19 protein-coding genes are annotated in these 25,129 nt (G+C 52.6%); 14 read left to right on the top strand and 5 right to left on the bottom strand.

The window, feature by feature from the left end:
* Positions 1-67 precede the first annotated feature (67 nt).
* The 4 genes from CFI03_RS29975 to CFI03_RS29960 all read left to right on the top strand — a co-directional run bounded on the left by CFI03_RS29975 (position 68) and on the right by CFI03_RS29960 (position 5,105).
* The gene (locus CFI03_RS29975) at positions 68-949 is read left to right on the top strand and encodes a LysR family transcriptional regulator (RefSeq protein ID WP_248762678.1); all 882 of its coding nucleotides are present in this window, start codon (positions 68-70) and stop codon (positions 947-949) included.
* 230 nt (positions 950-1,179) lie between these two features.
* Entirely contained in the window at positions 1,180-2,790 is a 1,611-nt protein-coding gene (locus CFI03_RS29970; protein WP_248762676.1) for a cellulase family glycosylhydrolase, read from the top strand.
* Positions 2,791-2,931: 141 nt separating this feature from the next.
* Complete coding sequence (locus tag CFI03_RS29965) at positions 2,932-3,900, top strand: glycoside hydrolase family 25 protein (RefSeq protein ID WP_248762675.1); 969 nt, start codon at positions 2,932-2,934, stop codon at positions 3,898-3,900.
* 92 nt (positions 3,901-3,992) lie between these two features.
* A complete protein-coding gene (locus CFI03_RS29960) occupies positions 3,993-5,105 on the top strand; it encodes a GntR family transcriptional regulator (RefSeq protein WP_248762674.1) in 1,113 nt (370 codons plus the stop codon).
* Between the two features lie 41 nt (positions 5,106-5,146).
* On the opposite strand, the gene CFI03_RS29955 is transcribed toward CFI03_RS29960, so the two are convergent.
* Entirely contained in the window at positions 5,147-7,639 is a 2,493-nt protein-coding gene (locus CFI03_RS29955; RefSeq protein ID WP_248762673.1) for a family 43 glycosylhydrolase, read from the bottom strand.
* Between the two features lie 183 nt (positions 7,640-7,822).
* Between CFI03_RS29955 and CFI03_RS29950 the strand changes: the two genes are divergently transcribed.
* Positions 7,823-8,071 carry a hypothetical protein gene (locus CFI03_RS29950; protein WP_248762672.1) on the top strand — a complete coding sequence of 83 codons (249 nt, stop codon included), beginning with the start codon at positions 7,823-7,825 and terminating at the stop codon, positions 8,069-8,071.
* Positions 8,072-8,154: 83 nt separating this feature from the next.
* Here the strand turns inward: CFI03_RS29950 and CFI03_RS29945 are convergent, their stop codons facing one another.
* Positions 8,155-9,087 (bottom strand): ArsR/SmtB family transcription factor, encoded by a 933-nt coding sequence (locus CFI03_RS29945; RefSeq protein WP_248762671.1) that lies wholly within the window; start codon positions 9,085-9,087, stop codon positions 8,155-8,157.
* Positions 9,088-9,250: 163 nt separating this feature from the next.
* Here CFI03_RS29945 and CFI03_RS29940 point away from each other — a divergent pair, with 163 nt between their 5' ends.
* The 9 genes from CFI03_RS29940 (at position 9,251) to CFI03_RS29900 (ending at position 21,801) form a co-directional block, all read left to right on the top strand.
* A complete protein-coding gene (locus CFI03_RS29940; protein ID WP_248762670.1) occupies positions 9,251-11,011 on the top strand; it encodes a glycoside hydrolase family 2 protein in 1,761 nt (586 codons plus the stop codon).
* A gap of 400 nt (positions 11,012-11,411) precedes the next feature.
* A complete protein-coding gene (locus tag CFI03_RS29935) occupies positions 11,412-12,740 on the top strand; it encodes an ABC transporter substrate-binding protein (protein ID WP_248762669.1) in 1,329 nt (442 codons plus the stop codon).
* Positions 12,741-12,819: 79 nt separating this feature from the next.
* Complete coding sequence (locus CFI03_RS29930; RefSeq protein WP_248762668.1) at positions 12,820-13,713, top strand: carbohydrate ABC transporter permease; 894 nt, start codon at positions 12,820-12,822, stop codon at positions 13,711-13,713.
* A gap of 4 nt (positions 13,714-13,717) precedes the next feature.
* Positions 13,718-14,542, top strand: coding sequence for a carbohydrate ABC transporter permease (locus CFI03_RS29925; RefSeq protein ID WP_248762667.1), 825 nt, complete (start codon positions 13,718-13,720; stop codon positions 14,540-14,542).
* Positions 14,539-16,278, top strand: coding sequence for a family 43 glycosylhydrolase (locus CFI03_RS29920; RefSeq protein WP_248762666.1), 1,740 nt, complete (start codon positions 14,539-14,541; stop codon positions 16,276-16,278). The genes CFI03_RS29925 and CFI03_RS29920 overlap by 4 nt, the downstream gene beginning before the upstream one ends.
* An 84-nt stretch (positions 16,279-16,362) precedes the next feature.
* On the top strand, positions 16,363-17,670 hold the full coding sequence (locus tag CFI03_RS29915) for an ABC transporter substrate-binding protein (protein WP_248762665.1): 1,308 nt from the start codon (positions 16,363-16,365) through the stop codon (positions 17,668-17,670).
* A 12-nt stretch (positions 17,671-17,682) separates the two neighbouring features.
* Positions 17,683-19,473, top strand: a complete 1,791-nt coding sequence (locus CFI03_RS29910; RefSeq protein WP_248762664.1) for a cache domain-containing sensor histidine kinase — start codon at positions 17,683-17,685, stop codon at positions 19,471-19,473.
* 15 nt (positions 19,474-19,488) lie between these two features.
* A complete protein-coding gene (locus CFI03_RS29905; RefSeq protein WP_248762663.1) occupies positions 19,489-21,117 on the top strand; it encodes a response regulator in 1,629 nt (542 codons plus the stop codon).
* 132 nt (positions 21,118-21,249) lie between these two features.
* Entirely contained in the window at positions 21,250-21,801 is a 552-nt protein-coding gene (locus tag CFI03_RS29900) for a hypothetical protein (RefSeq protein ID WP_248762662.1), read from the top strand.
* Between the two features lie 69 nt (positions 21,802-21,870).
* On the opposite strand, the gene CFI03_RS29895 is transcribed toward CFI03_RS29900, so the two are convergent.
* Genes CFI03_RS29895 through CFI03_RS29885 form a run of 3 tightly spaced genes read right to left on the bottom strand, consistent with a single transcriptional unit; the run spans position 21,871 to position 25,074 of the window.
* Positions 21,871-22,920 (bottom strand): ABC transporter permease, encoded by a 1,050-nt coding sequence (locus CFI03_RS29895; protein ID WP_248762661.1) that lies wholly within the window; start codon positions 22,918-22,920, stop codon positions 21,871-21,873.
* A complete protein-coding gene (locus CFI03_RS29890) occupies positions 22,895-23,905 on the bottom strand; it encodes an ABC transporter ATP-binding protein (RefSeq protein WP_248762660.1) in 1,011 nt (336 codons plus the stop codon). Before CFI03_RS29890 ends, CFI03_RS29895 begins: the two co-directional genes overlap by 26 nt.
* 2 nt (positions 23,906-23,907) lie before the next feature.
* Complete coding sequence (locus CFI03_RS29885; protein WP_248762659.1) at positions 23,908-25,074, bottom strand: COG1470 family protein; 1,167 nt, start codon at positions 25,072-25,074, stop codon at positions 23,908-23,910.
* Positions 25,075-25,129: the final 55 nt, after the last annotated feature.

Raw genomic sequence — 25,129 nt, 5'->3', positions numbered from 1 at the left:
AAAATATTAAATAAATTGCGAAAGCATATGAAAATCATATAGCAGACGTACGGGTGGGAACAAGAAAATGGATATTAAACAATTGCGATATTTTATAGCCCTTGCGGAAGAGCTTCAGGTGACATCGGCGGCGCAGCGTCTGCATATGTCGCAGCCTCCGCTCAGCCAGCAGCTGAAGCTGATGGAGGAGGAGCTTGGCGTGTCGTTATTTATTCGCAGCGGCCGCCAGCTGGAGCTGACGGCGCCGGGCAAAACGTTATATGAGCATGCTCTTACGATCACAAGGCTGCTGGAGGAAGCGAAGGAAGAAGTGAAGGAATCGGGTCTTGGGCTTCGGGGGAAGCTGTCGATCGGAATCAATACGTTGTCGGATGAACGGCTTCCGGTCGTGCTTAGCGCCTTTCGCCAGTTGTATCCGAAGGTTACGCTCAAGATTCAGCAGAATGAGACCAATACGCTGACGAAACTGATCAAGGACAAAGCCTTGGATCTGGCGATCGTCCGGCTTCCGGTCAGCCTGGAGGAATTCGATCACGTTATTCTTGGCGCCGAGCCTTTGTTTTTCGTGACCGGAGCGGCGGGAGATGAGCAGCTTGATAAGGTAACGTACGAATGTATCGCCAAGCACCCGCTTGTTCTCCCGAGTACCGAAGGGTTAGGGCTTTATCACTTGATCCTCGATCAATTCCACTCGCGCGGACTATCGCCCGCGATAATAGGAGAATGCTCGGATATCGGCATGCTTGTGGAGCTTATCGCTTCGGGCTTTGGCGCTTCGATTTTGCCGCGTACCTCGGTGAACCGTTATCAGAATCACCGTATCCGGGTTATGCCAATCGACGGGCCGGACGTTACTTCAAGCTCGGCGATTATTTGGCTGAAGCAGCATTATTTGAGCAAAGCCGCGCAAAAGCTAATTGATCTGATTGCCGGGCGCTTGCTCCCTTAGGAACATTCCCTTCCAGGACGGAAGGTTTTTTTTGTTAATCGGGTTAATTTTTCAAACCCTGAAAACCGTACAAATGAATCTGAAAAATAGCCAATGCTTTTTGCCGGACGGGTCGTTATATTAGTGTTTGTAATCGATTTCATAAAAGGGAAAGGTGCATACGAAGCAAGAAGCACCACAATTGGCCGGATAGGCCGCTAAGGCGACATTTCTATTAAGGAGGCTTGTTAATGAATTTGAAAAAAGTACTGACCTTGACCGTGACGGCATGTCTTGCGGTGGGAATGATGGGCTCCATCAAGGTACAGCATGCGGATGCGGCTATCGGAGCAAGCGATTTTCTGAAAACAAACGGCAAGCAGATTAAGAACAACAACGGCAACGGCAGCGTCGTCAGTCTGCACGGCACCAACCTTGGCGGCTGGATGATGGAAGAGAACTGGATGTCTCCGCTTGGCGGCACCGACGAGTGGACGGTCCGGGGAACGCTGATTAACCGCTTTGGTTCCTCCGCGGTGGATTCGTTGAAGGACAGCTATCAGGATTTGTGGATTCAGGCAAGCGACTTGGACACGATTACAAATATGGGTCTCAACTTTATCCGGGTGCCGATTTATTGGGAGAACATGATGAACCGCGACGGTACGATGAAGTCGGATGCCGTATCGTTCGGCAACCTGGATTGGCTTGTATCTAACGCGCAATCCCGCGGTCTGTATGTGCTGCTTGATCTGCACGGGGTACCGGGCAATATGAACGGCTGGCAAAGCGGCGGTCGCGAAGGCGCAAACGAGCTTTGGAGCAATACCACTTACCAAAACTGGGTTGTGCAGCTGTGGCAGCGGATTGCCGCACACTACAAAGGCAATCCGACCATTGCCGGCTACGATCTGCTCAATGAACCGGTTAGCAACAACGGCAGCCTGTCGATCAGCCAAATGTACGACCGTCTGTACAAAGCCGTCCGCGCGATCGACCCGGATCATATGATTTACGTGGAAGCTTTTGGCTACTGGAACAATATCGAGGCTCCGTCGACATACGGCTGGACGAACGTGGTGTACGAGGTGCACAGCTATGACTGGAACGATACGGACTGGAATAGCCAGAACAACAGCATCAACCAGTGGTTCTCCGATATGATCTGGCATCAGAACAACTGGAATGTGCCGGTCTACTCCGGCGAGTTCACGTTGTTCACGCATAACGACTTATGGGAGAAATGGCTGTCCGGCCTGGATGCGCTTGACGTATCCTGGACCAACTGGTCATATAAAGTAACGAGCGGCGGCAATTGGGGCTTGTACCAGAACAATACGAACCCGTTCCCGAACGTAAGCAGCGACAGCATTGCAACGATGCAATCGAAGCTGGCCAAATTCACGACAAGCAACTTTACGCCAAATACGACCCTTATTAATATGTTCAAAGCTTACGCGAAGCTGAATGCGCCTTCCAGCCTGCAGGCAAAAGCCAACAATCTGTACGTTACGGCCGAAAATACCGGCGCCTCGCCGCTTGTGGCCAATCGTACTTCCGTTGGCACATGGGAGAAGTTTATCGTGGTAACGAACGCGGACGGCACGGTATCCTTCCTGTCGCTTGCCAATAATAAATACGTCAGCGCCGATCTCAACAACAACGGCAGGCTGATCGCGCAGGCGCAGGGTATTGCGGCTTGGGAGAAATTCACCAAATCAACCAATGCCGACGGTACGGTATCGTTCAAGTCGGTTGCCAACAATAAATATGTCAGCGCGGATTTGAACCTTGGCATGCTGATTGCCAACCGAGACAGCGTCAGCGGCTGGGAAGCCTTCAACCTGATGGCTGCGCCGTAATGCCGGAATAAATAAGGAATCTTTAGAAGGCCGCCCTCCCGCAGGGCGGCTTCTTTGTGCCAAAATGCCGTGTCCCATCTAGCAGCGCATGAATCTACTAATAGAAAGAAGATACAGGAATGACCCGAAGGAGGGGATGTCGTGCAAGGAAGAACAAAAGGATATGCCCAAGGCATTGACGTATCCCATTACCAGGGAACGATTGATTGGCCGAAAGTAGCGGGCGACGGCATAACGTTTGCCTTTGTCAAAGCAACCGAAGGAGAGAACTATAAGGATCCAAATTTTCTGCAAAATGCCAACGGAGCGGCAGCGGCCGGACTTCTGGTTGGGGCTTACCATTTTCTGAGGGCCTCCTCCTCGGCTGAGGCGAAACGGGAAGCGCAGTATTTTTACCAGACGGCTTCACAGGCTAACAACCTGCTATTACCTCCCGTAATGGATTACGAGACGAACTCGGGTAACCTTAGCGATGCCAGCATGAGCGCGGTAGCGAAAGCTTTTTTGGAAGAGACGGAACGGTTATTTGGCGTAAAGCCGATTTTTTATACCGGTAACGCCTTTGCTAACCATTTTGACGCCTCGCTGGGCACCTATCCGTTATGGATAGCCAGATACAACGCCTCTAGCCCGCCCGATGATGCCAAGGCTTGGACCAGATGGACGTTCTGGCAATACAGCGACGGAAGCTCGGGCGGTACCTTGCCTAGCGGGACCCGGAAGGTGTCCGGCATTAGCGGTAATGTCGATCTGAATGAATATGCGGGGACGGAAGACGATTTGCTTAGAGCCTATGCGCCGGAGGAGGAAAAACCAATGACAGAAGCTGAAAAACATCAAATGGAGGAGCTTCAGCAGCGGATTGCCGCGCTTGAGACTCATGTGAATATTTCGGGCAACCAAACGCCGCCGGACTGGACGAAGACTTCGACTTCGGCAGCCATGAAAGCGGGTATTATTACTTCGGTCAACGATAAAGGAATGCCGGAGTTTATTACGATTCAAATGCTGTATAACGCAGGATTGTGCAATGCGGAGCTGATCAAATTTTTCAAGGAGTTCAGCGCCGACACGCGCAAAGCAATCGAAGATCTGCTGAAGAAAAAATAAAGAAGGCATACAATCCCTTTCCGGAAGTCCGGAAGGGGATTTTTGTTGTTTTGCGGGGGGCTGGCACAGTATAGTAAAAGTGGTGAGCGCCCTTGAAGGATATTCCGTTATACAAACAAATTCAGGAAGCTATCAAAACCCAAATCTCGCTTGGTAATTTGCGTCCCGGTGACCGGATACCGTCCGAGACGGATTTGGCCGCGCAGTTCCATGTCAGTCTGATGACCACGAAAAATGCTTTGGCCGGTCTCGCGGAGGAAGGGATTGTTGTCCGCTCCAAGGGGAAAGGCACGTTTGTTGCCGGGCAAGCGCCGTACAAATTGTTTTCTCCGGCAGGTGAAGGAAGCGGGATGATGCTGGAGCCGGGGCTTAGGGCAAACCGCCACTCGTCCAGCAAGCTTATCGGGATGATTATTCCTTCTATGCGTACGAAGGTGGAACAGCGCCTTTTGGATGCTATCGAGAATGCGGTTAACGGCTATGGCTATACGCTGGTGATCCGCGTATCCAGGGGCAGCACCGCCAAAGAGCTGCAATCGCTTGAGGATCTTGGCGTGCTTGGCATCGGGGGGTTAATCCTCTTCTCCATAGGAGCATGGCATGAACGCCAGACAGTTATAAGAGCGGGGGAGCTCGAATGTCCGGTAGTCTTGATCGACCGTTATTACAATGATATGCCGGTCGTCAGCGTCTGCTCGGACAATAAGGCAGGCGCGCGAAAAGCCGTATCGTATTTGTTCGGGAAGGGCCACCATCGCCTTGCTCTGCTGACGCCGCCCGTGGAGCATAGCGTAATGGCCGACAGGCTTGCCGGCTTCGACAGCGCAGTGACGGAATGCGGGCTGAAGCCATCATCCGTTTTACGGTATACCGTTCCATACGAGAGGTTTAACGTTTCGAGGAAAGATGGGGCGGAGCTGATCCATCAATGGATGCTTATGCATCATGACAGCTTCTCCGGCCTTGTTGCTACGGATGTGGAGCTTGCCCGACTGGCTTATCATGCCTTGAAAAGGATAAACGAGGCGGCAAATAAACAATTGGTTGCGTTTGACGATACCGAGATTCCGGAGGTTGCTTATATCCGTCAAAATGAAGCCGCAATCGGCGCCAAAGCCGTCTCGCTGCTGATGGGCCATATCACTCGCGGAGAGCAGCTTCAAGGCAGGTTCGTTATACCGACTCAGCTGATTTTGCCCTCATAAATAAGGAGGAGGCAGACCTATGATGGTCTGCCTTTTTTGCGTTACGGGTTAACTTTGAAATTATCGAACCGCGTATGATTATTCATCGTGCGCAAGCCAACCTTCCCGTGAGTAAACGGATTGCCGCTGTTATCGGTATAGGTGATTCTCGGAGTTGCCATATCGTTTACGTAGACTTTTATCGTCGTTCCCGAAGCGACAACCTTCATATGATGCCAAGCTCCCGCCGCCAGCGATACGGGGGAAGAGGCGACGCCCGCATAGTTGTAATTCATTTTGCCCAAGTAGACGCCATCCGGTTTGATAAAAGCATAGTAGCCTTGAAGATAATCCGGGTTGTTAACCAGCACGGTGCCGTTGGACGGATTATTTACTCTTACCAGGATGCCGGCGTCCCCGGTCGTGTCGACGAGCTTGATATCCGATTCAACCGTATAGTCCGCCCAACGCTCGTTGCCGATCGTTGTTTTGCCGAATAAGCCTCCGCCGGCAGAGTCCAGCTCGCCCGAATTGACGGACCAGTTGCCTTCGAATCTTGTCCAGCCGTTATCGTTGCCGTCATTAAAGTCATCCGGCAGGCTGGTGACCGCATCGCCTCGGGAGAAGGTCATGCCAGAGAAGTCGAATTCGCCTTTAACGAACTCAAAGCGCAGCTCATGATAACCGGCTGTCAGATACAGCCCTTTTTTGCTTGAAGTTGTCCACGTTTCCCAGTCGCCGGAGCTTGGCACGCCAACGACGCCGGTCAAGTCGGTAGCGCCGTCCCATACGCGGTAGCTTGCGTCGGTAAAGGTTGTCGCAAGACGCACATCCAGATCGTAATAGCCGGTCTCCGCCACATTCACGCGGTATTTCAGCCATTCCCCGGTCTGATTCCAGCCCACGACATTTTTGCCTTCGGCTGCCGAACTGCGGATATCGACCGATCCGCTGCGGTAAGCACCGCCGATATTGTCGGCCGTCAAATCATGATAGGCCGTTCCTTCGGCTCCGTTCATGTAATGAACGGCTTCGATTTTGCCCGGAAGAGGCTTGTAGGCATTCCACGCGCTGCTTCCGTTCACTTTGTTGCTGAAGGCGGTATAACCAAAGTCCGCGTGGGCATCCGTTGTGGTATAGCCGATCTTGCCTCCGCCGATGCCGCTGACGGTCCGGGTTTGTTTTTTCATGCCGTCCACATACACGGTGAAGCTGGTGCCGACTTTCTCGACACGGATCTGATGCCACTTGGTATAGTCGTAGCCGGAAGGCAGCGCGGAATATTGCCAGCCCTGGCTGACGCCGCCAACCACAAAGTTCGTTTCCAGCCGGTTCAGGCTCCGGTTCAAGACGGCTGTTCCATAGTTGCTCTCATCGGTATAGGAGAAGACGGTGCCGTATACCGGATTGCTGCTGGTACCCTGCTTCATCTGCTTAGTATTGAATTCCGCCGTATAATCGCCGGCAGTGCCCGCGCTGGTAACCTGGCGGTACGTATTGGTGTTCCCGATCGTATCCTGCCACATCAGCTCTTGATTGTAGATCCCCCAAGTGCCGCCCCCGATATTGGTCCAGCCTGTTCCGATGGAGGTGCGGTTAAAGCGGTCTTCGAAATCCGCCAGCTCCGGATTTTGCTGGGAAGCCGTTGTTGGACCAAGGACCAGTAGCTTGTCTCCGTTCCAGGCGATGCGGTCCAGATTCATTTTGCGGCCCGGGTAGGTCACATTGCCATCCGATGCATGGCTGTGGTAAACCATGAAATCCGAATCCAAGTCAGGACCTTTGATCACGCTGTTATGGCCAAGCCCGACATTCGAGCCTTCCGTGTCGATCAGAACCGGGTTCTGGTTATCCGCCGGCGCGAAGCCGGTCGTTGGGCTTGCGCTGGTTGCGTAATTGACCCGGTACCCGGTGCTCCATACATGATTGCCCGTGTAGGTCATATAATATTTGCCGTTGCGTTTGAAGGTTGTGGAGCCTTCCGTCCAGCCTGCCATCGACAAGCCGGTGCTGACAGCGGCGCCAAAGGCCGTAGGGCTTGTCATCGGCCGTGCGTTAATCGTATTGGAGCCGGTCGAGTAGAAATACCATTTGCCGTCATCGTCAATAAAGACGTTGCCGTCGATTCCCATGCCCAGATTGCCCGTTGCAACCGTAAACGGACCTGTCGGACTCGTACTCTGCAGCACGTAATGACCGCCTCCGCCGGGGGAGGTGTACATATAGAACATGCCGTTCCAATAGACGACTTCAGGCGCGTACGCCGCTTTGGTAACCGCTTCCGTCGTGCACAAGCCGCGATAGCTCCAGTCTACGAGATTCGTCGAGGACCATACTTTAACGCCGCTCTGATCGTCGACGGTACTGACGTAAAGATAATAGGTGCCGTTAAATTTCAAAATATACGGGTCGCCTTCGCCATAGAAATCGTTGTTCGCCCAATGCCAGGAATCTGAAATCGTAATCGGATTGCTGTACGCGCTCACGTGAAGCGGCATCAGCATAACGGCTGCGGCCGCTCCGACGAGCAGGGTTTTCCATTTTTTCAACCTCATTCATCTCCTTACCTTATTATGATCAACGCTTTAGTAAGCGCTTTCAAAATGTAGTATAGCAAACGTATCTTGCAGTCTCTTATATCTAATTAGATATAAAATATAAAAGCCACTTACCCGCCTTACCATGACTGGGAGCTTTACCCGCAATCTCCATGGAATTATGGCGTGGAGCTTAGCGGGTTGACACTTGCCGATCAGAGAAGAGTACGGGAAGAGGAAATTCGGAGGCAGCCGTTTGCCGCAGACAATCCACCGCTGCGAATGAGGGTACGCGCACGCAGAATTCCGCAGTGGACGATGGAGATGAACTCCGCGGGAACGCCCCCGGTAAGTCCTGTTGCCAGCAAGGAACCGCTCGAAGAAATTGAACTGGTTCCTTATGGCTGCGCAAGGCTGCGGATTGCGGAATTCCCGGTTCTTCAGCGCTAGTCTATTTAAATCATCAGCATAAAAAAGCCGATCATCGGTAGTCCCTGTTTAACCGGGACTTGCCAATGATCGGCTTTTTTCTATTATTCGGTTCTGATCTTATCCTTGTAATAGACATTGACCATAATATCCTGCTTGTAGTTGCCGAAGTGTCTGCCGAACAGGCTGATTCCGCCGCAATGGCGGGCAGTCTCGAGAGAAGCAAGCTTAAAGCGGAAATCCTCGCCAAGCTTCAGGCCGACATCCTCGAGTGTGACCTCGGACAGCTTGACGCCATCGAGGAACGTACCGGTCGCCTGAACGGACAAGCTTTTGAGCAGACCGTTTTGAGTGCCAAGCTGCCACCAGGAAGGCGTCAGAGCTCCGCGTTTGCTGCCGAAGTCCCCCGGGCAAGTCCATATGCCAACCTCAATGTCATTGATGTAAAAGCTGATATCGGAAGGCCAATTTTCGTTGTACGAAGGGGCTTCCGAACAGAGCTCGAGCGAGATGTCCAGCTGGGAAGCCGCTTGTCCGGCATGCAGGTAATTCGGAACCCGGTATTCGACATAACCGCTGCCGAACCACAGATGCGACGCATTCATTCGTTCCGGATCGGAGAAGTACCTCGGATCATCCACAAGCCCGAGAATCTTGCTCTCCGATGCAAGGCCGCAGGTTGGCTTAACCGCATAATCCGAATATTGGCCAATTGGGATTTCCACCGTATATTTGGTTTCCTCATTCAACGCTTTTTCCGAAGAAGAAGTGCGGAGCTGCAGGGTAAGCGAGTCGATAGCAAGCGAGCACATTTTGGGGCTCCCCCGGGTTCCCGACAGGCTTTCGGTCATGATCAGGCCGCCTTCCTCCATCTTCTGAATATGCTTCGTTACGATTGCCGACGACAAGCCTAACGTTTCCGCGAGCTCTTTGATGCTCATCGGTCCGTTATTAAGCAGCTCGATCATCCTCACCCTCGTCTCCGATGAAAAACATTCGAGCATCGTCATATATTTGGTGCTGACTTGTATATGCACGCCGGTTTCCTCGCTTTCCGTTGTCTTGGCTATTATATAACCTAATTGTTAATAAAACAACTTTTTAGTTGACGGTTAATAGGGCAGGCGATAAAATAGGCAACAGATTCATATGGTTTTGTTAATATAACAACTAACTGGTTAACTAATGGAGGCGTAACAGATGACAAACTTGCCAAGAGCCGAATACCCTAGACCTCAATTCAACCGTAACGCATGGGAATGCCTGAACGGGGAATGGGAATTTGAATTCGACGATGCGCGCGTAGGCAGTGCAGAGGGCTGGCATTCGGGCAGCAAGAGCTTTTCGAAAAGAATCCAGGTGCCTTTCAGCTTCGAGAGCGAATTAAGCGGCATTGGCGATCCGAATTTTCACGATGTGGTATGGTACCGCAGAAAGCTGGAAATTCCGAAATCCTTCCAAGGAAAACGGGTTGTGCTTCACTTCGGCGCTGTAGATTACGAAGCTTATGTGTGGGTGAACGGCCAATTGGTAGCTTCCCATGAAGGCGGTCATACCCCATTCCAGGCTGACGTTACGGATGCTTTGCGGGCTGACGGCGACAACACGCTTGTGGTAAAAGCAGTCGATCACGGCACGGATGTATTCCTGCCGCGCGGCAAACAGTTCTGGGAAGAGAAATCCCGTTCGATCTGGTATACCCGTACAACGGGCATCTGGCAGTCCGTGTGGATGGAGGCGGTATCGCCGGTGCATCTTCGCAAAGTGAAGTACGTGGCGGATATCGATACGAATGAAATTCAGATCCGTTCGTTCGTCGGCGGATTTGCGCAAGGAATGAAGAATGTCAGCCTGTCGGTAAAGATCTCCTTTGCCGGAGAGGTTGTGTCGGAAGATACGTATCAAGTGCGTGCGGGAGAAGAAAGCCGGAAGATAAAGCTAAGCGGCTTGAATGACCATGGCATGGACCGGTTCTGGTGGCCGGAGCGTCCAAACCTATACGACGCGGAATTCGTGGTGTCAGTTGACGGTGCGGAAGTCGACCGGGTGACAAGCTACTTCGGCATGCGGAAAATCTCGCTCGAGAACGGCAAGTTTAATCTGAATAACCGTCCTTACTACAGCAAGCTTGTTCTGGATCAAGGCTACTTCCCGGACGGCAACCTGACGCCTCCATCGGATGAGGCGATCAAGCAGGATGTGGTGCTGATGAAGGAGATGGGCTTCAACGGCGCGCGCAAGCATCAGAAGGTCGAAGACCCGCGCTTCCTGTACTGGTGCGATAAGCTGGGGCTGATCGTATGGGGCGAAATGGCGAACGCTTGCGACTATTCCGAAGAGTACGTCCGCCGCATTACGAAGGAATGGCAGGAAGCGATCGACCGCGACTTTAACCATCCATGCATCGCGGTATGGGTACCGCTGAACGAAAGCTGGGGCGTGCCTAACATTCAGGTCGACGTTCGTCAGCAGCAGCATGCGCTTGCGATGTACCACCTGACCAAGTCGATTGATCCGACTCGCCTTGTCATCTCCAATGACGGTTGGGAAATGGTTGCAACCGACCTGTACAACATTCATGACTACGAGTGGAGACGCGAAGTACTGGAAGACCGTTATGGAAGCGTGGAAAAAGCCGTATCGGCTATGCCGGCTAACCGCCGCCTTAGCGTAGCGGGCTACGAATACGATGGGCAACCGATCATCGTCACCGAGTTCGGCGGCATTGCCTACAAAAAGAGCGATTGGGAAGGCTGGGGCTACTCCGGCGCATCGAACGACGAGGACTTTGTTGAACGCCTGCGCAACGTGATTCAGCCGCTTATCTTCTCCGGCGTAGTCCAAGGCTACTGCTATACGCAGTTGACTGACGTCGAGCAGGAGATCAATGGTCTGCTAACGTACGACCGCAAACCGAAGGTGCCGCTTGAGCTGATCAAAGCGATCAACGAAGGCAAGTAATCAGGCATCGGCGGCAGCTGGTTGATGTGATCGTCCGTTTTCCGCAGGAAATGGCCGAGTTTCGGCCAAAAAGGCACTTTTGAGCTAGCTTAACGATGCGTCGCATCGTAAAGGTCTGCGAAAAAGCCGGATTTCCGGCCAAAAAGGCATTATTGAGCTGGCTTAACGATGCCGCACATCGTAAAGACCGGCGCATCCGCCGCTTACTGACAAACCCCGGACAGAACGAGAAAATTCTCCCAGCTGTCCGGGGTTTTGCGTTCAGGCGAGGGGACATTTTTTTCGCAACGATCTAAAAATATGTCCATTCCTTCTAAAAAAGAGACATGGGCGCGTGATCCCCGGCCAGCTAGAATGAGTATCAGAAAGAACGACACACACATTCTAGGGGGAAGCGAACATGAAGAAATCGATGAAGCTTTTGGGTACTTCGCTAATCGCGCTTAGCCTTGTAGCGGCAGCAGGCTGCGGAAGCAACAGCAGCAATAGCAACAACGGAGGCAAAGACGCGGGAACAAACAACCAGGCAAACAGCGGCACAAACGCGGATGCGGGAAATAGCGGAGACGCGAAAGCGGAGAAAGCCGACATCCTGTTCTGGACACCGTTCTCCGGTGCCGACGGCGAGTTCATGAAGAAGATTGTAGAGAAATACAACTCTTCCCAAGACACGTACAAAGTGAAGCTCGTCATTCAGCCGAACGGCGAATACTACAAGCTTCTTGACGTAGCGATGAGCGCGGGCAAAGACCGTCCGGACCTGGCGATCATGCACGTTGACCAAATTCCGACTTACGTGAACAAAGGCCAGCTTCAGCCGATGGACGATCTGGCGGGGGCAGCTTCGATTAATAAAGCGGACTATGTAGAAGCTCCGGTGAACTATGAGACAATCGACGGCAAATGGTACGGCATTCCGCTCGACATCCATCCGCTCGTGATGTACTACAATAAAGATTTGTTCGAAAAAGCAGGAATTGCGGCTCCGCCAACCAACCGTGCCGAATTCGAATCCGACGTGGAGAAGCTGACGGACAAATCGAAAGGCGTATACGGCTACGTTGTTCCAACGCTCTGGCCGCAGCAATTTATTTTCCCGACGCTGGTATGGCAAAATGGCGGCGACCTGTGGAACGGTACGGATGTAGCCTACAACTCGCCTGAAGCGGTTGAAATGGTGCAATGGATGCGCGGCCTCGTAGACAAAGGCGTATCGCCGGGCAACGTTCAACAGGACGGAGAAAATACGCTGTTCCTGCAAGGCAAAAACGCGATTCAATTTAACGGTCCTTGGATGAAAGGCCAATTCGACGAAGCGGGCATCAACTACGGCGTAGCTCCGGTTCCGCAAATCGGCAAGGCAAAACAAGCGGTATACGCAGGCTCCCATAACTTCGTACTGCCTAAAGGCGTAACAGACGCAAACGTCGTGAAAGGCATCGGCGACTTCCTGAAATACGTATCGACCAACTCGATGGATTGGGCGGCTTCCGGCCAAGCGCTTGCTTCCAAGCCAATGCTGGAAAGCGCGGAATTCAAAGCTCTCGACATGCAAAGCAACGTGGCGAAATCGTTCGATTACGTTCAATTCGCGCCAAACGTCCTGAACTGGGGAACGATCTCCGATCCGATCTGGGGCGAACTGAGCAACGCGCTGCTTGGCAAGAAGGACGCACAAAAAGCGTTGGACGATGCCGTAGCGAAGTCCAGACAAGCGATGAAAAAATAAGCAACGGCAGGACGAAGAGGCTGACAACCAGCTTCTTCGTCCCTCTGTTTATACCTTTAATCCGAATGGAGGAGCTGTAATGGTCAAGAGCTCTTTGCAATCCCGCTTAACGTCAACCTTGTTCGTACTGCCGTACCTGCTCAGCTTTTGCGCTTTTCTGCTGATCCCGATTTTATACGGCATTTATATCTCGCTTCATAACTTCGAGCTGCTGTCGGATACGCATAAATTCGTAGGCTTCGATAATTACGTTAAAATCTTTACGCCCGGCTCTTATTTGTTCGAGCAGTTTACGACCGGTCTATGGAATACGGTGCAATTCGTTCTGTATTCGGTTCCGCTGCTGGTTGTTCTTGGCCTTGCGCTCGCTTTGCTGCTGAATCAGCTGCCGAAGCGGATCCGCGGGCTGTTCCGTACGTTTTACTTCATGCCATACGCGATATCCGGTTCGGTAATGGCCGTGATCTGGCTGATGATGTTCGATACGAACGCGGGCTTCCTGAACGGGTTGCTGGCCAAGCTTCATATCGATCCGGTTGCATGGCTGACGGATCTGCCGTGGGTGTGGGTGTCGCTCGTATTAACCACGCTGTGGTGGACGATTGGCTTTAATATGATTATTTTCACCAATGCGTTGAACGAAGTGCCGGAGGATTATTACGAGGCGGCTTCGATTGACGGCGCGAATGCGTGGAAAAGATTCGTCAGCATCACCTTGCCGTCGATCCGCCCGGTTATGCTGTTTATCATTATTACTTCGACGATTGCCTCGTTTAACGTGTACGCGCAGCCGTTCCTCCTCACGCGGGGCGGACCCGGCGACAGCACCAAGGTCCTGCTTATGAACGTGCTGGATGAAGCGTTTAAGGGCAAGCAGGTCGGTTCGGCTTCGGCGATGGCGATTCTGATGGCGCTTATCATTATTATCGTGTCGGCTGTCCAGTACAAAATCGCTTACGGAAGAAAGGAGTAGAAGCATGAAAAAAACATTACTTGTTCTCGTTGCAGTCATCATGGCGGTTATTTTCCTGCTTCCGCTCATCTGGATGTTGTCCACTTCCTTCAAGAACGATTTCGAGGCTCTTGCCGGGCAGATGAGTCTGATTCCGAAGAAACCAACGTTCGAGAATTACCTGGACGGGTTAAAAGGCAACCTGATGAACGTTCCGATTACGCGCTGGATCTCGAACTCCTTGTTCGTAGGCGCCGCGGGCACGGCGATTGTGCTGCTCTTCTCGTCAATGGCGGCCTACGCGCTTGCCCGCCTGCAGGATTTGCCGTTTAAAAAACTCATGTTCCCGATGTTTATCGGTTCGATGATGATTCCCGGCGTCCTGACGTTCCTGCCGATGTACATGGAATTTAACGCGCTTGGCTGGATTAATACGTACGCGGCGCTTATTCTTCCTTATTCGTCCGGCGCATTTGGCGTATTCCTGTTGTTCCAGTTTTTCACAGCGTTTCCGAAAGAGATCGAAGAGGCCGCACGGATCGACGGCGCAAACAAATGGCAGATTTATTCCCGCATTCTGCTTCCTGCTTCGGTATCCATTATGGTTACGCTCGCGATCTTTACGTTTATGGGCATTTACAATGATTTCGTATGGCCGCTTTATTCCACAACCTCGCCGGAGATGCGCACGATTACGGCCGGCATTGCGATGATGGCGCAAGGCAGCTATACGCAGGCATACGGCAAGCTGATGTCGATGACGGTTATTGCGACGCTGCCGGTATTCATCATCTTTATCGTAGGCCAGCGCTCCTTCGTTAAAGCCATTACGCAAGCAGGTGTGAAATGAACGCAAAACGATGGGCTGTCCTGACAGCAGCGGTGCTGCTGGTCGCGGCGGCTGGTATAGGAGTGTGGGCAATGAAAGATAACGCAAACGAAGCAGGCCGGATCGCAGCCGATTACAAAGGCCATGGCGGCACGTTCAAAAATACGCTGGCGGAGATCGATACGCCCGACCCCGCCGTTGTATACAAGGATGGCTACTATTACATGACGTTTACGCATAACGGCGCGGATGTCATGGTCATGAAATCCCGCACCATCGATTTCAAGCAGGCTGAGCGGAAGGTTGTCTGGTATCCGGACATCGGAACCAATTATTCGGCCGAGCTGTGGGCGCCGGAAATCCAGTTCATTCAGGGGAAATGGTACATCTATTTCGCCGCTGACGACGGTCAGAACGAGAATCACCGGATGTTTGTCTTGGAAGCGGACACCGATGACCCGATGGGGAGCTATACGTTTAAAGGCCAGGTGAAGGATGACACCGATAAATGGGCGATCGACGGACTTGCGATGGAGCTGAATGACAAGCTTTATTTTGTATGGTCCGGCTGGGAAGGCGATATTAACCTGCAGCAAAATACGTACATCGCACCGATGAGCGATCCGCTCACCATCAGCGGCCCCCGCGTTCTTTTATCCGAGCCCGACCTGGAATGGGAGAAAGCCGGAGGCCCTCCTTATATTAATGAAGGACATTCGATTCTCCATCATAATGGCCAGGTTCACATCGTGTATTCGGGCGCTGGCAGCTGGACGCCGTTTTACGCGCTTGGCATGCTGTCGCTGAAGGAAGGCGCGGATCCGCTGGTGGCTTCGAACTGGACAAAAGCGCAGGAGCCGATTCTGAAGATGGACGAGGAAGCCGGCGTTTACGGTCCGGGACATAATTCCTTCGTAACCTCGCCGGACGGCACGGAGCAATGGATCGTTTATCACGGGACTACCGCTCCAACGGACGGCTGGGGCAACCGGAAGGCTCGCGCGCAGAAGCTGGCATGGGATGAAGCGGGAAATTTGCGGATCGGAAAGCCGTTAAGTTTGGATACAGCCATTGAGGTTCCTGCGGGCATGGGGGTCTTCAAGGCGGCGGCTGCCTCTGCTGACGTAAGCTTTGACCTGATTCCTTCTACTATTCATACTACGGCACCTCTTCTTATTCATTATCGGAATGATACGGGCGAAAAGCTTCAAGCAAGCGTTAGCGTTAATGATGAACAAACCGTTGATGTTGTGCTTCCCGAAACGGATGGGACGGGTTACGCTTATGCCGACGTTTCGCTTGCGGCAGGCATGAATGAGGTTCATATCGCGATTGCCGGAGGGCAAGGCAAGATTGATGCCATTGAGCTCCCGAGATATGAAGCGGAGTATGCAGCTGCGGGAACGAAAGGCGAAGCGGAGGAGAATTTGTTCTCGTCAGCGGGAGGCAAAGCCGTGATTACGCCGGGTGAAGGAGAGGGTTTGCGTTTTGCCAACGTTCAAGTGCCTGTGAGCGGAGCTTATGAGATTAGGCTAGCGGGCGCTAACACCTCTGGCGATAACGCGGAGCTTCAAGTTCGCGTAGACAGCGGCAGTAAAGCGAAAAGGGTTGTTTTTCCAAACGGAAAACGCAACAATTACCAGATTCAATCGGTCATCTTGCAATTGAAGGTGGGCAAGAACGCCATTATACTTGAGAATGCGACAGCAGAAGTGCATATCGATTATATGGACATCTTGAGAAGTTCCGCGCAATAGCGATTACGCTTACGAAGCAAGAATTGATCAGCAATTCTACTAACATAACATGCATCACATCATTCTTTTTAGGAGGCGCTGGTCATGAGAGGCTTGTCCTTTCGTTCTTATCTTACAGCAGGCCTAAGCATCATCATCGCGGCAAGCCTTACCTTGACTGGCTGCAGCCAAAACCATAACGACGCCTCGGCATCCGCCGAGCCTAAAGCATCCGCTATCCAGCTTAATTATTGGACTCCCTTTAGCGGGGGAGATAATTTGTTTATGACCGAGATGGTCGATCAATTTAATAAAGAACACGAAGACATTCAAGTTGTCCAGATGAATTCCAGGCTGGACGACTATTACTCGCGGCTGCGAACGGCCATACTTTCCGGCAACGCGCCCGATGTGGCCATTATTCACGCAAGCTCCCTGCCTCAGTTCGTACAGAACGGTTACATTGAAGATTTATCCGGCGCGGCGCAAGAAGCGGGTCTGGATTGGAACGTATATAACAAAGCCGGGATGAAGGCGGTCTCTTTCCAAGGTAAGCCTTATGCCGTACCGCTGGATACCCATATGCTTGTCATGTATTACAACAAGACATTTCTGGAGCAAGCCGGTGTTCTTGACGCGCAGGGCAAGCCGGTGCTTCAAGGCGGGGAAGCCGGCTTTAACCATTTCTTACAGCAAATCAAGCAGTCCATCCCAAACGATGTCGCTCCGCTTGCCCAGCCAAGCACCCGGATCGACGCCGTATGGTTGTGGTGGAGTCTGTATAACCAGATTCAAGGCGGCGGGAAGTTCTATAATGCGGAAGGCACAAGGGCCGTGCTTAACAATCCGGCTGCCTTGAAGGCGTTGAACTATGTAGAGGAACTGTATAAGAGCAAGCTTATACCCCCTAATATACCGGATTCCTTCAAGCTATTTAATGAAGGAAAAGCGGCAGTTCTCATTACGGGCGTATGGGCAACCGGCGCGCTTGAGAAAAACGATGCCCTGAACTTTGGCGTTGTGCCGCTGCCAACGATCTATGATAAGCCCGCAGCCTGGGCGGATTCCCATACGCTGGCGATTCCGTCGCAGCATGATATGTCGCAGGAAAAGCGGGATGCGGCGATGCTGTTCATGAAATGGCTCGCCGAGCATGGCGCCAAATGGGCGGAAGCGGGTCATGTTCCAAGCGCCAGCGCGGTGATGGATTCGGATGCGTTCCAATCTCTGGATTACCGCAGCGATTATGCGGCCGCCGCCAATTCCGTCGCCTTCTGGCCGAAGCATACAAAGCAGCATAGCTTTATCGAAGTCATTATTCGGCAGTTCGAACGGATGATCTACGGTCAGCAGACACCGGTGCAGGCACTCCGGGCAACCGAAAAGCAAATCAATCTTGAGCTGTCGAAGTAAGCGGGGTGAGCGATGATGACAATCTATGGGCGCTTACAGCAATGGTTCAAAAATCTGGCGCTTGCCCGCAAGCTTATTCTCGTTAACGTGCTTCTTATCGTAGTACCGCTGGGAGTGATCGGTGCGTTATCCTTCTCGATCTTTGCCTCCAAGATGGAGGAGCAGGTCGGCAAGTATCAGCTTCAGATGCTGAAGCAGGTGACGCTGAATATCGATACGTATATGAATGAGCTGAACCGGCTGTCGCTAATGCCGTATCAATATCAGGAGATTCTGGATTTTCTCGCAACGTCCAGGAAGCCCGGCGAAGCCTTGTCCCTGCAGGAAATCGACGATTTGAACAACTTTGTCTCCAAAGTATTTCTGAACGGACGCGTTGATATTATGGGCATTTCCTTGTTCGGCGAGCATGGCGCTTCTTATGTCGTGCTGCCGGAAAGCCAATACATGACGACGTATCAGCTTGGCGGCAACACCGAATGGCTGGAGAAGGCTAAGGGCCGCTTCGGCCAGCCGACTTTTATAACAACCCATGAAGTTAAGTCGACAAGCGGGACGGCTTATCAAGTTTTCTCGATTGCCCGCGAGCTGAGGAGCTTCGACAGCGGAGATACGCTTGGTTATATCGTGATTGACATCGATCCAGCGGAAGTTCGCAAGCTGCTGTCTCAGGTCAGTCTGGGGAGCAAGGAATCGCTGTATATGACGGACAGTGCCGGAGATCTGGTGCTGCGCAAGGAGAAAACGGCCATTTATCCGGTTATCGAAGGCTTGTCGGACGAGGGCGTCTCCCATCATAAGGTGGACGGAAAAAGCCTGCTTGTCGCCCATGTCAGCTCGGAGGTAACGGGCTGGACCACCGTTGGCGTCGTACCGGTATCGGTGCTGATGAAGGACAGTCTCGTTGTCCGCAACTCGATTATATTGATCGGCGGCATTTGTATCGGACTTGCCGTGTTGCTGTCGGTTTTTATCGCGTTCAGGATTACGAGTCCGCTCCGGATGCTTCGGTCGCTTATGCGCAAGGTGGAGAGAGGCGATCTGAAGGTATCGTTCCCCGTCCGGCAATGGGACGAGGTTGGCCAGCTGGGCAATGCCTTTAACATGATGGTGTCTCATCTAAGCGAGCTCGGATACCGGCTGTACGAGACGGAAATCAGGGAAAAGGATGCCGAGATCGCCGCGCTCCAGAGCAAGATTAATCCGCATTTTCTGTACAACACGCTTGGTTCGATCTCCATGTACGCCGAGGTGGAGGGCAATAGGGAAGTGGTTACGATGACGAATAATTTAAGCCGCCTGCTTCGGTATTCGTTAAGCGGGCGCAAGGAAACCGTAACGCTGCGCGATGAGCTGGACCATGTAAAAGGGTATATGACGATTCAGAAGATGCGTTACGACGACCGGATTGATTTTCGCCTTGAGGTGGATGAATCGTTGCACGGCTGTCCGGTTATTCCGCTTATGATTCAGCCAATCGTAGAAAATGCCATTAATCACGGGCTCGATAAAGGGATTGGCGAAGGAAGGATTCAATTGTCCTGCTATCAGGATCAGGGGTTGCTGACGATCGTCATTGAGGACGACGGCATAGGCATGACCAGCGAGCAGCTAAGCGCGATGCGCAAGCGATTGGATAAAATCCATGACCTGGGAGGCACCTCCGGCAATGGCCTCATGAACGTTCATCGCAGAATTCGTCTTCATTACGGCGAGCAATACGGCCTGCAGCTGGAGAGCATGCCGTTCCAAGGATTAAAGGTCATCTTAACGATGCCAATCGCTTTTTCCATGACGGGATAGGGAGGAGACTGGCACATGCCAAGCATTCTGATTGTCGACGATGAGGCGATATTCCGCAGGGGGCTTCGTAAAATCATTGAGTCCTCTTCCGGCAGCTGGGAGGTTGCGGGCGAAGCGAAGGACGGGTACGAAGCTCTGGAAATGGTGGAGAGCCTCAAGCCCGACGTGTTATTAACGGATATCCGGATGCCCCGGATGGACGGGCTGCAGCTGATTCAAATCGCGAAGGAGCGGTTTCCGAAGCTGCTTGTTATCGTTCTTAGCGGCTTTGACGAATTTACGTATTTGCAGCAATCGCTCCGTCATGGAGTCAGGGATTATCTGATGAAGCCCGTGGAGCGGGAGGAGCTGTTCAGGACGCTGGGGAAGCTGGAGACGGAGCTTGCCAGGTCCCGGCAGCATGTAACCGAGCTGTATACGTCGGAGCCGGCCGATGCGCGGATCATCCGCCAGCATGTGAGCGAGCATCTGGTGGCAGGGCTGCTGAAAGGCTACGTGAACGAGACGGATCTGGCCTTGCTGGCGAGAATCGGCGTTACTTTCCAGGAGCCGTGTTTTGCCTGCATGATTATCAAGCTGGATAAAGATCTGCTCGACAAGGAGCGGTACGAGAAAGCGGACCCAAGCTTGTTCCAGCTGTATATTCAACAGATCGTCCAAGAGCTTTTGGACCAGCGTGCCAAAGGTTTCTCGTTTATTCTATCCGAGACCGAGGTTGTAGCGCTTGTTAATCTGCCCGGTCAGCCGGGGGCGGGAGAGCCGCTGCTTGCGCTGTCGGAAACCATTCGCAAACGCATGATCTCACTGTCGAGATTAACCGTAACGATTGGACTGGGCAGAACCGTGGGAGGAATCAAGGAAATTCCGCAATCGTTCCAGGAGGCGAAGATTGCCCAGCTGCACCGTTTAATCGTGGGCGGCGACCGCGTGATCAGCTATTCGCGCATGAAGGAAGGCGAAGAGGAGATGGCTTGGAGCTCGCTGCTTGAGCTTCCGCTTGAGCTTCTCGAGTCTTCGATTCAGGAAGGCAAGCCGGAGCGGACAAGACAATACGCGGCTTCGTTCGTAACGGCCCTCTGCTCGCAGGCGAGAAGTCCGGAAATGATTCACCAGCAGATTTGCAAGCTCCTGATTCACGGGTATGAGGAAGCGGAGAAGCTGGAGCTGACGCAAAGCTGGTTGGGCGACCGCACGATCCAGGCGGTGCTGCTGGAGATTTGTTCCCTCACTTCCCGCACGGAGCTGATCGAGTGCTGCTGCGCTTATCTGGAGAAGCTGGCCGCATGTATCTCGAACGGGCAGAAAAACTTCGACCAGGATCCCATCGAGAAGGTCATACGGTACGTGAACCAGCATTATCACGAGCCTTTATCGCTGACGCAAGTCGCGGAGAAGGTTTATCTGAACCCGGCCTACCTGTCGACGTTGTTCAAGCAGCGGACCGGGAGTTCGTTAGTCGAGTACTGGACGGAGCTTAGGGTTTCCGAAGCGAAAAGGCGACTGGTCTCCTCCAACGAAAAGGTAACGATGATTGCCGAGAGCACGGGCTTCGGGAATATCCGCCATTTTAACCGGGTATTCAAAAACGTTACGGGCTTTGCCCCCATTGACTATAGGGAACAAGCCAGATCGGTGAAGGTTTAGAGAATAAACAGCCTGCGGAACCGTTTATGTTCTGCAGGCTGTTTTGTTGTTCGCAGGAAGGCAGCTTTCCGCAACAAATCGATTTCCTTTGCGTCTGTAAAGTGGGATTATTTGGAGGGAGGCTGCGTCGTCTTGGGTATTAAATCAAAAATAGTGCTGTTCGGCTTCATCATAGCGTTATTCATTTGTACCTTAATCATCATTCGCCAAAGCGGCGAGCAAGGAATGGAGAGGGCCGCGCTTTCCATGGACCAGCCGATGGCAAGGATTGCTCATATCGAAAAGCTGGGGAAGAAGAACGCCATTGTGTTTTATGACTGGGGCACTAATCCGCAGTATTTCGGAATCGCGCGATTGAAGAAGAATATATTCGGCTGGCATTTGACTGGCGGTTCAACTTCAGCCGAGCCCAAGGAGCATAAGTTTGGCTGGTCTTTTAACGGTTTAAAAGGCGATGTTCCGCATTACGCAGGTATGTATTCGGGGAAAATCTATGATCCCCAGATTGCAAGCATGTGGATTAAGAGCAGGTCGAGCGGTAAGGAACTGCCCTGCCAAATTATTGAATACAGGGCCGGAGAGAAGTTCTGGTTCTATTTATCGGAGCAAGAAGAGGGGCCGGATACCGTTATCCTTGCGCGTTCACAGACGGGCGAGATTTTGGAGCAGTATCCCAGCGAATAAGGAAAAAAGCTTTCCCAACGCTTCTATTAATAGAGCGTAGGAAAGCTTTTTTATGTTTATGCGGTCTCGTTATGCCCGTGAACGGATTTCCTGGCGCATAAACAGCACATAAGAGATAGCAAAGCAGATTGCCGTCTCGGCAATCATACAAATAAGCTGCGGCCAGGACAGCAGAATGCTTTGCGTTAGGGGCAGAGGACTTGCTATCGCCCCGACAACCTGCTCGGTTGTCAGCGGGCCAAGCGACCTTACGCCAGGCATTAGCAGCGTGCTGGTGGCCTCCGAGAACAAATACGAAGGCGAGATCCGGTTAAGCAGAAGCATCCAGTTAAAATGGCTAATCTGCTCACCGATACCGGCCGAATCGGCAGGCGCAGTCGCTTTGTCAATCAGTCCGATAATCATGCTGTAGAACACCGAGAAGAAGATCCAAAGCGCAATACCCGATAACGCGGATGTAGCCGTCTGTCTGAAACGGATCGAGAAGATAATCGAAAGGCTCAGCCAGAACCCGACATACACAACGGCTACGACGAGGAAGCAAAGGACGCGAAGCACTTCCTCCGGTGTTGGCGGGTAACCGATAACAAACAGGCCAAGTCCCATGACAAGCAGTCCAAGAGAGAACAGAACCACAGAGATCAACAGCAGCGATGCCGTGAATTTCGCCAGAATAAAATCATCCCGGTATAAAGGCTGCGAGAGCAGCCTGCTTAGCGTTCCTTTGCTGCGCTCCGTATTGACGGCATCAAAGCCGAGAGCAATACCAATCAACGGCCCCAGAAACGAGACAAAGGTGACGAAAGTCGGCAGCGAGCCGTCCGAAGCGGTGAACATTTGCAGGAACAAAAAGGAGGTATCGGTCTGCTGCGATTTGACGCCCGCTTGAATAGCGGTCACTGCGGCATAGATGGAGCCAATGCAAGCCAGCGTAATAATGCCGATCAGAATGGTAAAGCGCCAGCTCCGCAGATGATCGCCAAATTCCTTCTGGACAAGCACCCAAAAGGGAGAGTAGTTGCGGCTTCCGCTTTCAGGCGTTTGATCCGGGCGGCTGTTTATTAATCGGCTGGTAAGCTTTTTCCAAAAGCCGTTATTGAATGCCGTTGCTGCGTTCAAGCTGTCCCCCTCCTTCGAAATAACGGTGATAAATATCATCGAGACCGTATTGCTTGCGGCGAATGCCGAACAAGGATGCCCCGCAGTCCAGCACGATTCGGGCCGCCTCCGAGGTTAGATCGCGCGTGCCCGTGATTACGGCGTCCAAAGGCAGAAAGCTGCTATAAGCATGATCCGAAACATCAGGACCTTTGTAGGTAAGAAGACCATCCAGCCCGGAGAGGCGTTCATCCAGTTCCTTGGACCACGGGGCTGCGGACAGCTCGACCGTGACGCTGCCGTCATCGTCCAGCTGTTTTGCCAGGGATTCGATGTTGCCCGAAGCAATCAGCTTGCCTTGAACGAACAAGCCTACCCGGTCGCATATTTGCTGAACCTGATGAAGGTGATGGGAGGACAGCAGGACGGTGAGTCCTTCGTTCCGGCTTAATTGTTCAATCAGCTCCAGCAGCTCGCGTACCCCTTCCGGGTCAATGCCAAGCGTTGGCTCGTCGAGAATAATAATTTCCGGCTTCTTGATTAGCACGTCGGCAATGCCAAGCCTTTGCCGCATCCCTCTTGAGAAAGCGCCAACCCTCTTGGTCAGCGTATGCTGAAGGCCAACCCGCTCAAGCAGCTCCAGTGCCTGAATCCTGGCATCCTGGATAGGAATGCCGTTTAGTCTCGCCGTTAGAAGCAAATTGTCAAGCGCCGTGCGGTCTTCATAAAAGCCTACATCATCCGGCATGTAGCCGACTCTTCGCTTAACCTCAAGCGGCTGCCTTGCCGGATCAAGCCCGCATACCCTGACTTTGCCGGAGCTTGGCTCCGTCAGCCCCAGCATCATCAGAATGGTTGTTGTTTTGCCCGCGCCATTGGGGCCGAGAAGTCCGTATACTTCCCCTCTGTGAATCGTCAGATCCAGCTGGCTCACGGCAGTTTGCTCGCCGTATTTTTTCGTCAGCCGGGACATTTCGATAATCGGTGCCTGGGCGAATGACTCCATTGTTACCGCCTCCCGAATTTACGGAATAAGCCGTAGATCGCCGCGATAACAGCCAGAATAATGACAATGCCGATCCAGCCCCAGAGGACCGAGGATTTCACGGCGACGCGGAATTGCGCGTCGGCGGATTTTTCCGGGGCAGCAGCATTCACGTTCACCACGTAGTCGCCTGCGAGTGCTTTTTTATCCGCTTTAATGGTGGCTTGAACATGGGCGGTTTCTCCCGGCTTGATGGAAGCAATGGTCGAAGGCTCGAAGGTGACCTCCCAGTCGGTTGGGCTTTCCGCGGTCATGGCCACTTGCTTAAGCTCCGCCGATCCTTTGTTCGTGACGACAAGGTCAAGCTTGCGCGTGGAGCCGGCGGTCACCTTTGTGCTTAATAGATCGTTAGGAGTGCTTAATGCCAAATCGTAAGTGCCGGTTACCACGGCTTCTACCGTTGTGCTGCCGTTTGTAGAGTTGTTGGAAGCGGATATAGGGATGTCGTAAGTACCGGCCTGAACCGATTGAGGCGGTTTTGCGCTAATCGTAATCGTCTTCTGGCCGTTGGCGTCAACCTCGACCGAGGTCACGCTGTTGCTTCCGTCGCTGAACGTCACATCCCAGCCGGCAGCGGCTTCGGCGGCAAGCGCGTACGTTTGTTTTTCGGCCGTGCGGTTGCGAAGCGTTGCGCTGAAGGTAAAGGTAGAATCCGAATGCCCCTGCATATTGGGCTGATCCGTCGTTAGCTCGGTCCGGAAGGTACCCTGCTCGGAGACTTGAACGGCAAGCGGCAGAACACTGCCGTCCGCATTCATTTGAAACTGGTATACGCCTTTGTTAATTTCGAGCGGAACATCCAGCTGCAGGTTTACCGTCTGCGATTCACCCGGTTTAACCGCGATTTTGCTTACGGTACGCCCTCCGGCCGTGAGCTCGTAATCCCACTTGTTGCCCTTCTCGTCGAACCCAAGATCCACCGTCTGAGTAGACGAGCCGTGGTTGATAATATCCACCGAATAAGCAATCGAATCCCCCGGCGGCGCGGACAATTGAAGATACGGCGTATACAGCTCTACCGCCGCTGCTGCCGAGACCGGCATTGCGCCTGCTCCCAAAGAGACGGCACCTAATGTCATTCCTAGCGCAAGCAAGTATTTAGCGCTTTTTTTGCGGCATGCTTGAAGCATGCGATCCCCTCCTGTAGCTCTGAAATTTGGACTGCATCGCCTTGAGGCGTACGTA

This window comes from Paenibacillus sp. ATY16 (genome assembly GCF_003399985.2).
Lineage (GTDB): Bacteria > Bacillota > Bacilli > Paenibacillales > Paenibacillaceae > Pristimantibacillus > Pristimantibacillus glycanilyticus.
The sequence above is the reverse complement of the archived record's forward strand: the minus strand, read 5'-3'. Positions and strand labels throughout refer to the sequence as shown.

Coding starts and splice junctions, on each gene's coding strand:
- CFI03_RS29975 (WP_248762678.1), top strand. CDS start 68: ATGGATATTAAACAATTGCGATATTTTATAGCCCTTGCGGAAGAGCTT.
- CFI03_RS29970 (WP_248762676.1), top strand. CDS start 1,180: ATGAATTTGAAAAAAGTACTGACCTTGACCGTGACGGCATGTCTTGCG.
- CFI03_RS29955 (WP_248762673.1), bottom strand. CDS start 7,639: ATGAGGTTGAAAAAATGGAAAACCCTGCTCGTCGGAGCGGCCGCAGCC.
- CFI03_RS29940 (WP_248762670.1), top strand. CDS start 9,251: ATGACAAACTTGCCAAGAGCCGAATACCCTAGACCTCAATTCAACCGT.
- CFI03_RS29935 (WP_248762669.1), top strand. CDS start 11,412: ATGAAGAAATCGATGAAGCTTTTGGGTACTTCGCTAATCGCGCTTAGC.
- CFI03_RS29930 (WP_248762668.1), top strand. CDS start 12,820: ATGGTCAAGAGCTCTTTGCAATCCCGCTTAACGTCAACCTTGTTCGTA.
- CFI03_RS29925 (WP_248762667.1), top strand. CDS start 13,718: ATGAAAAAAACATTACTTGTTCTCGTTGCAGTCATCATGGCGGTTATT.
- CFI03_RS29920 (WP_248762666.1), top strand. CDS start 14,539: ATGAACGCAAAACGATGGGCTGTCCTGACAGCAGCGGTGCTGCTGGTC.
- CFI03_RS29915 (WP_248762665.1), top strand. CDS start 16,363: ATGAGAGGCTTGTCCTTTCGTTCTTATCTTACAGCAGGCCTAAGCATC.
- CFI03_RS29910 (WP_248762664.1), top strand. CDS start 17,683: ATGATGACAATCTATGGGCGCTTACAGCAATGGTTCAAAAATCTGGCG.
- CFI03_RS29905 (WP_248762663.1), top strand. CDS start 19,489: ATGCCAAGCATTCTGATTGTCGACGATGAGGCGATATTCCGCAGGGGG.
- CFI03_RS29890 (WP_248762660.1), bottom strand. CDS start 23,905: ATGGAGTCATTCGCCCAGGCACCGATTATCGAAATGTCCCGGCTGACG.
- CFI03_RS29885 (WP_248762659.1), bottom strand. CDS start 25,074: ATGCTTCAAGCATGCCGCAAAAAAAGCGCTAAATACTTGCTTGCGCTA.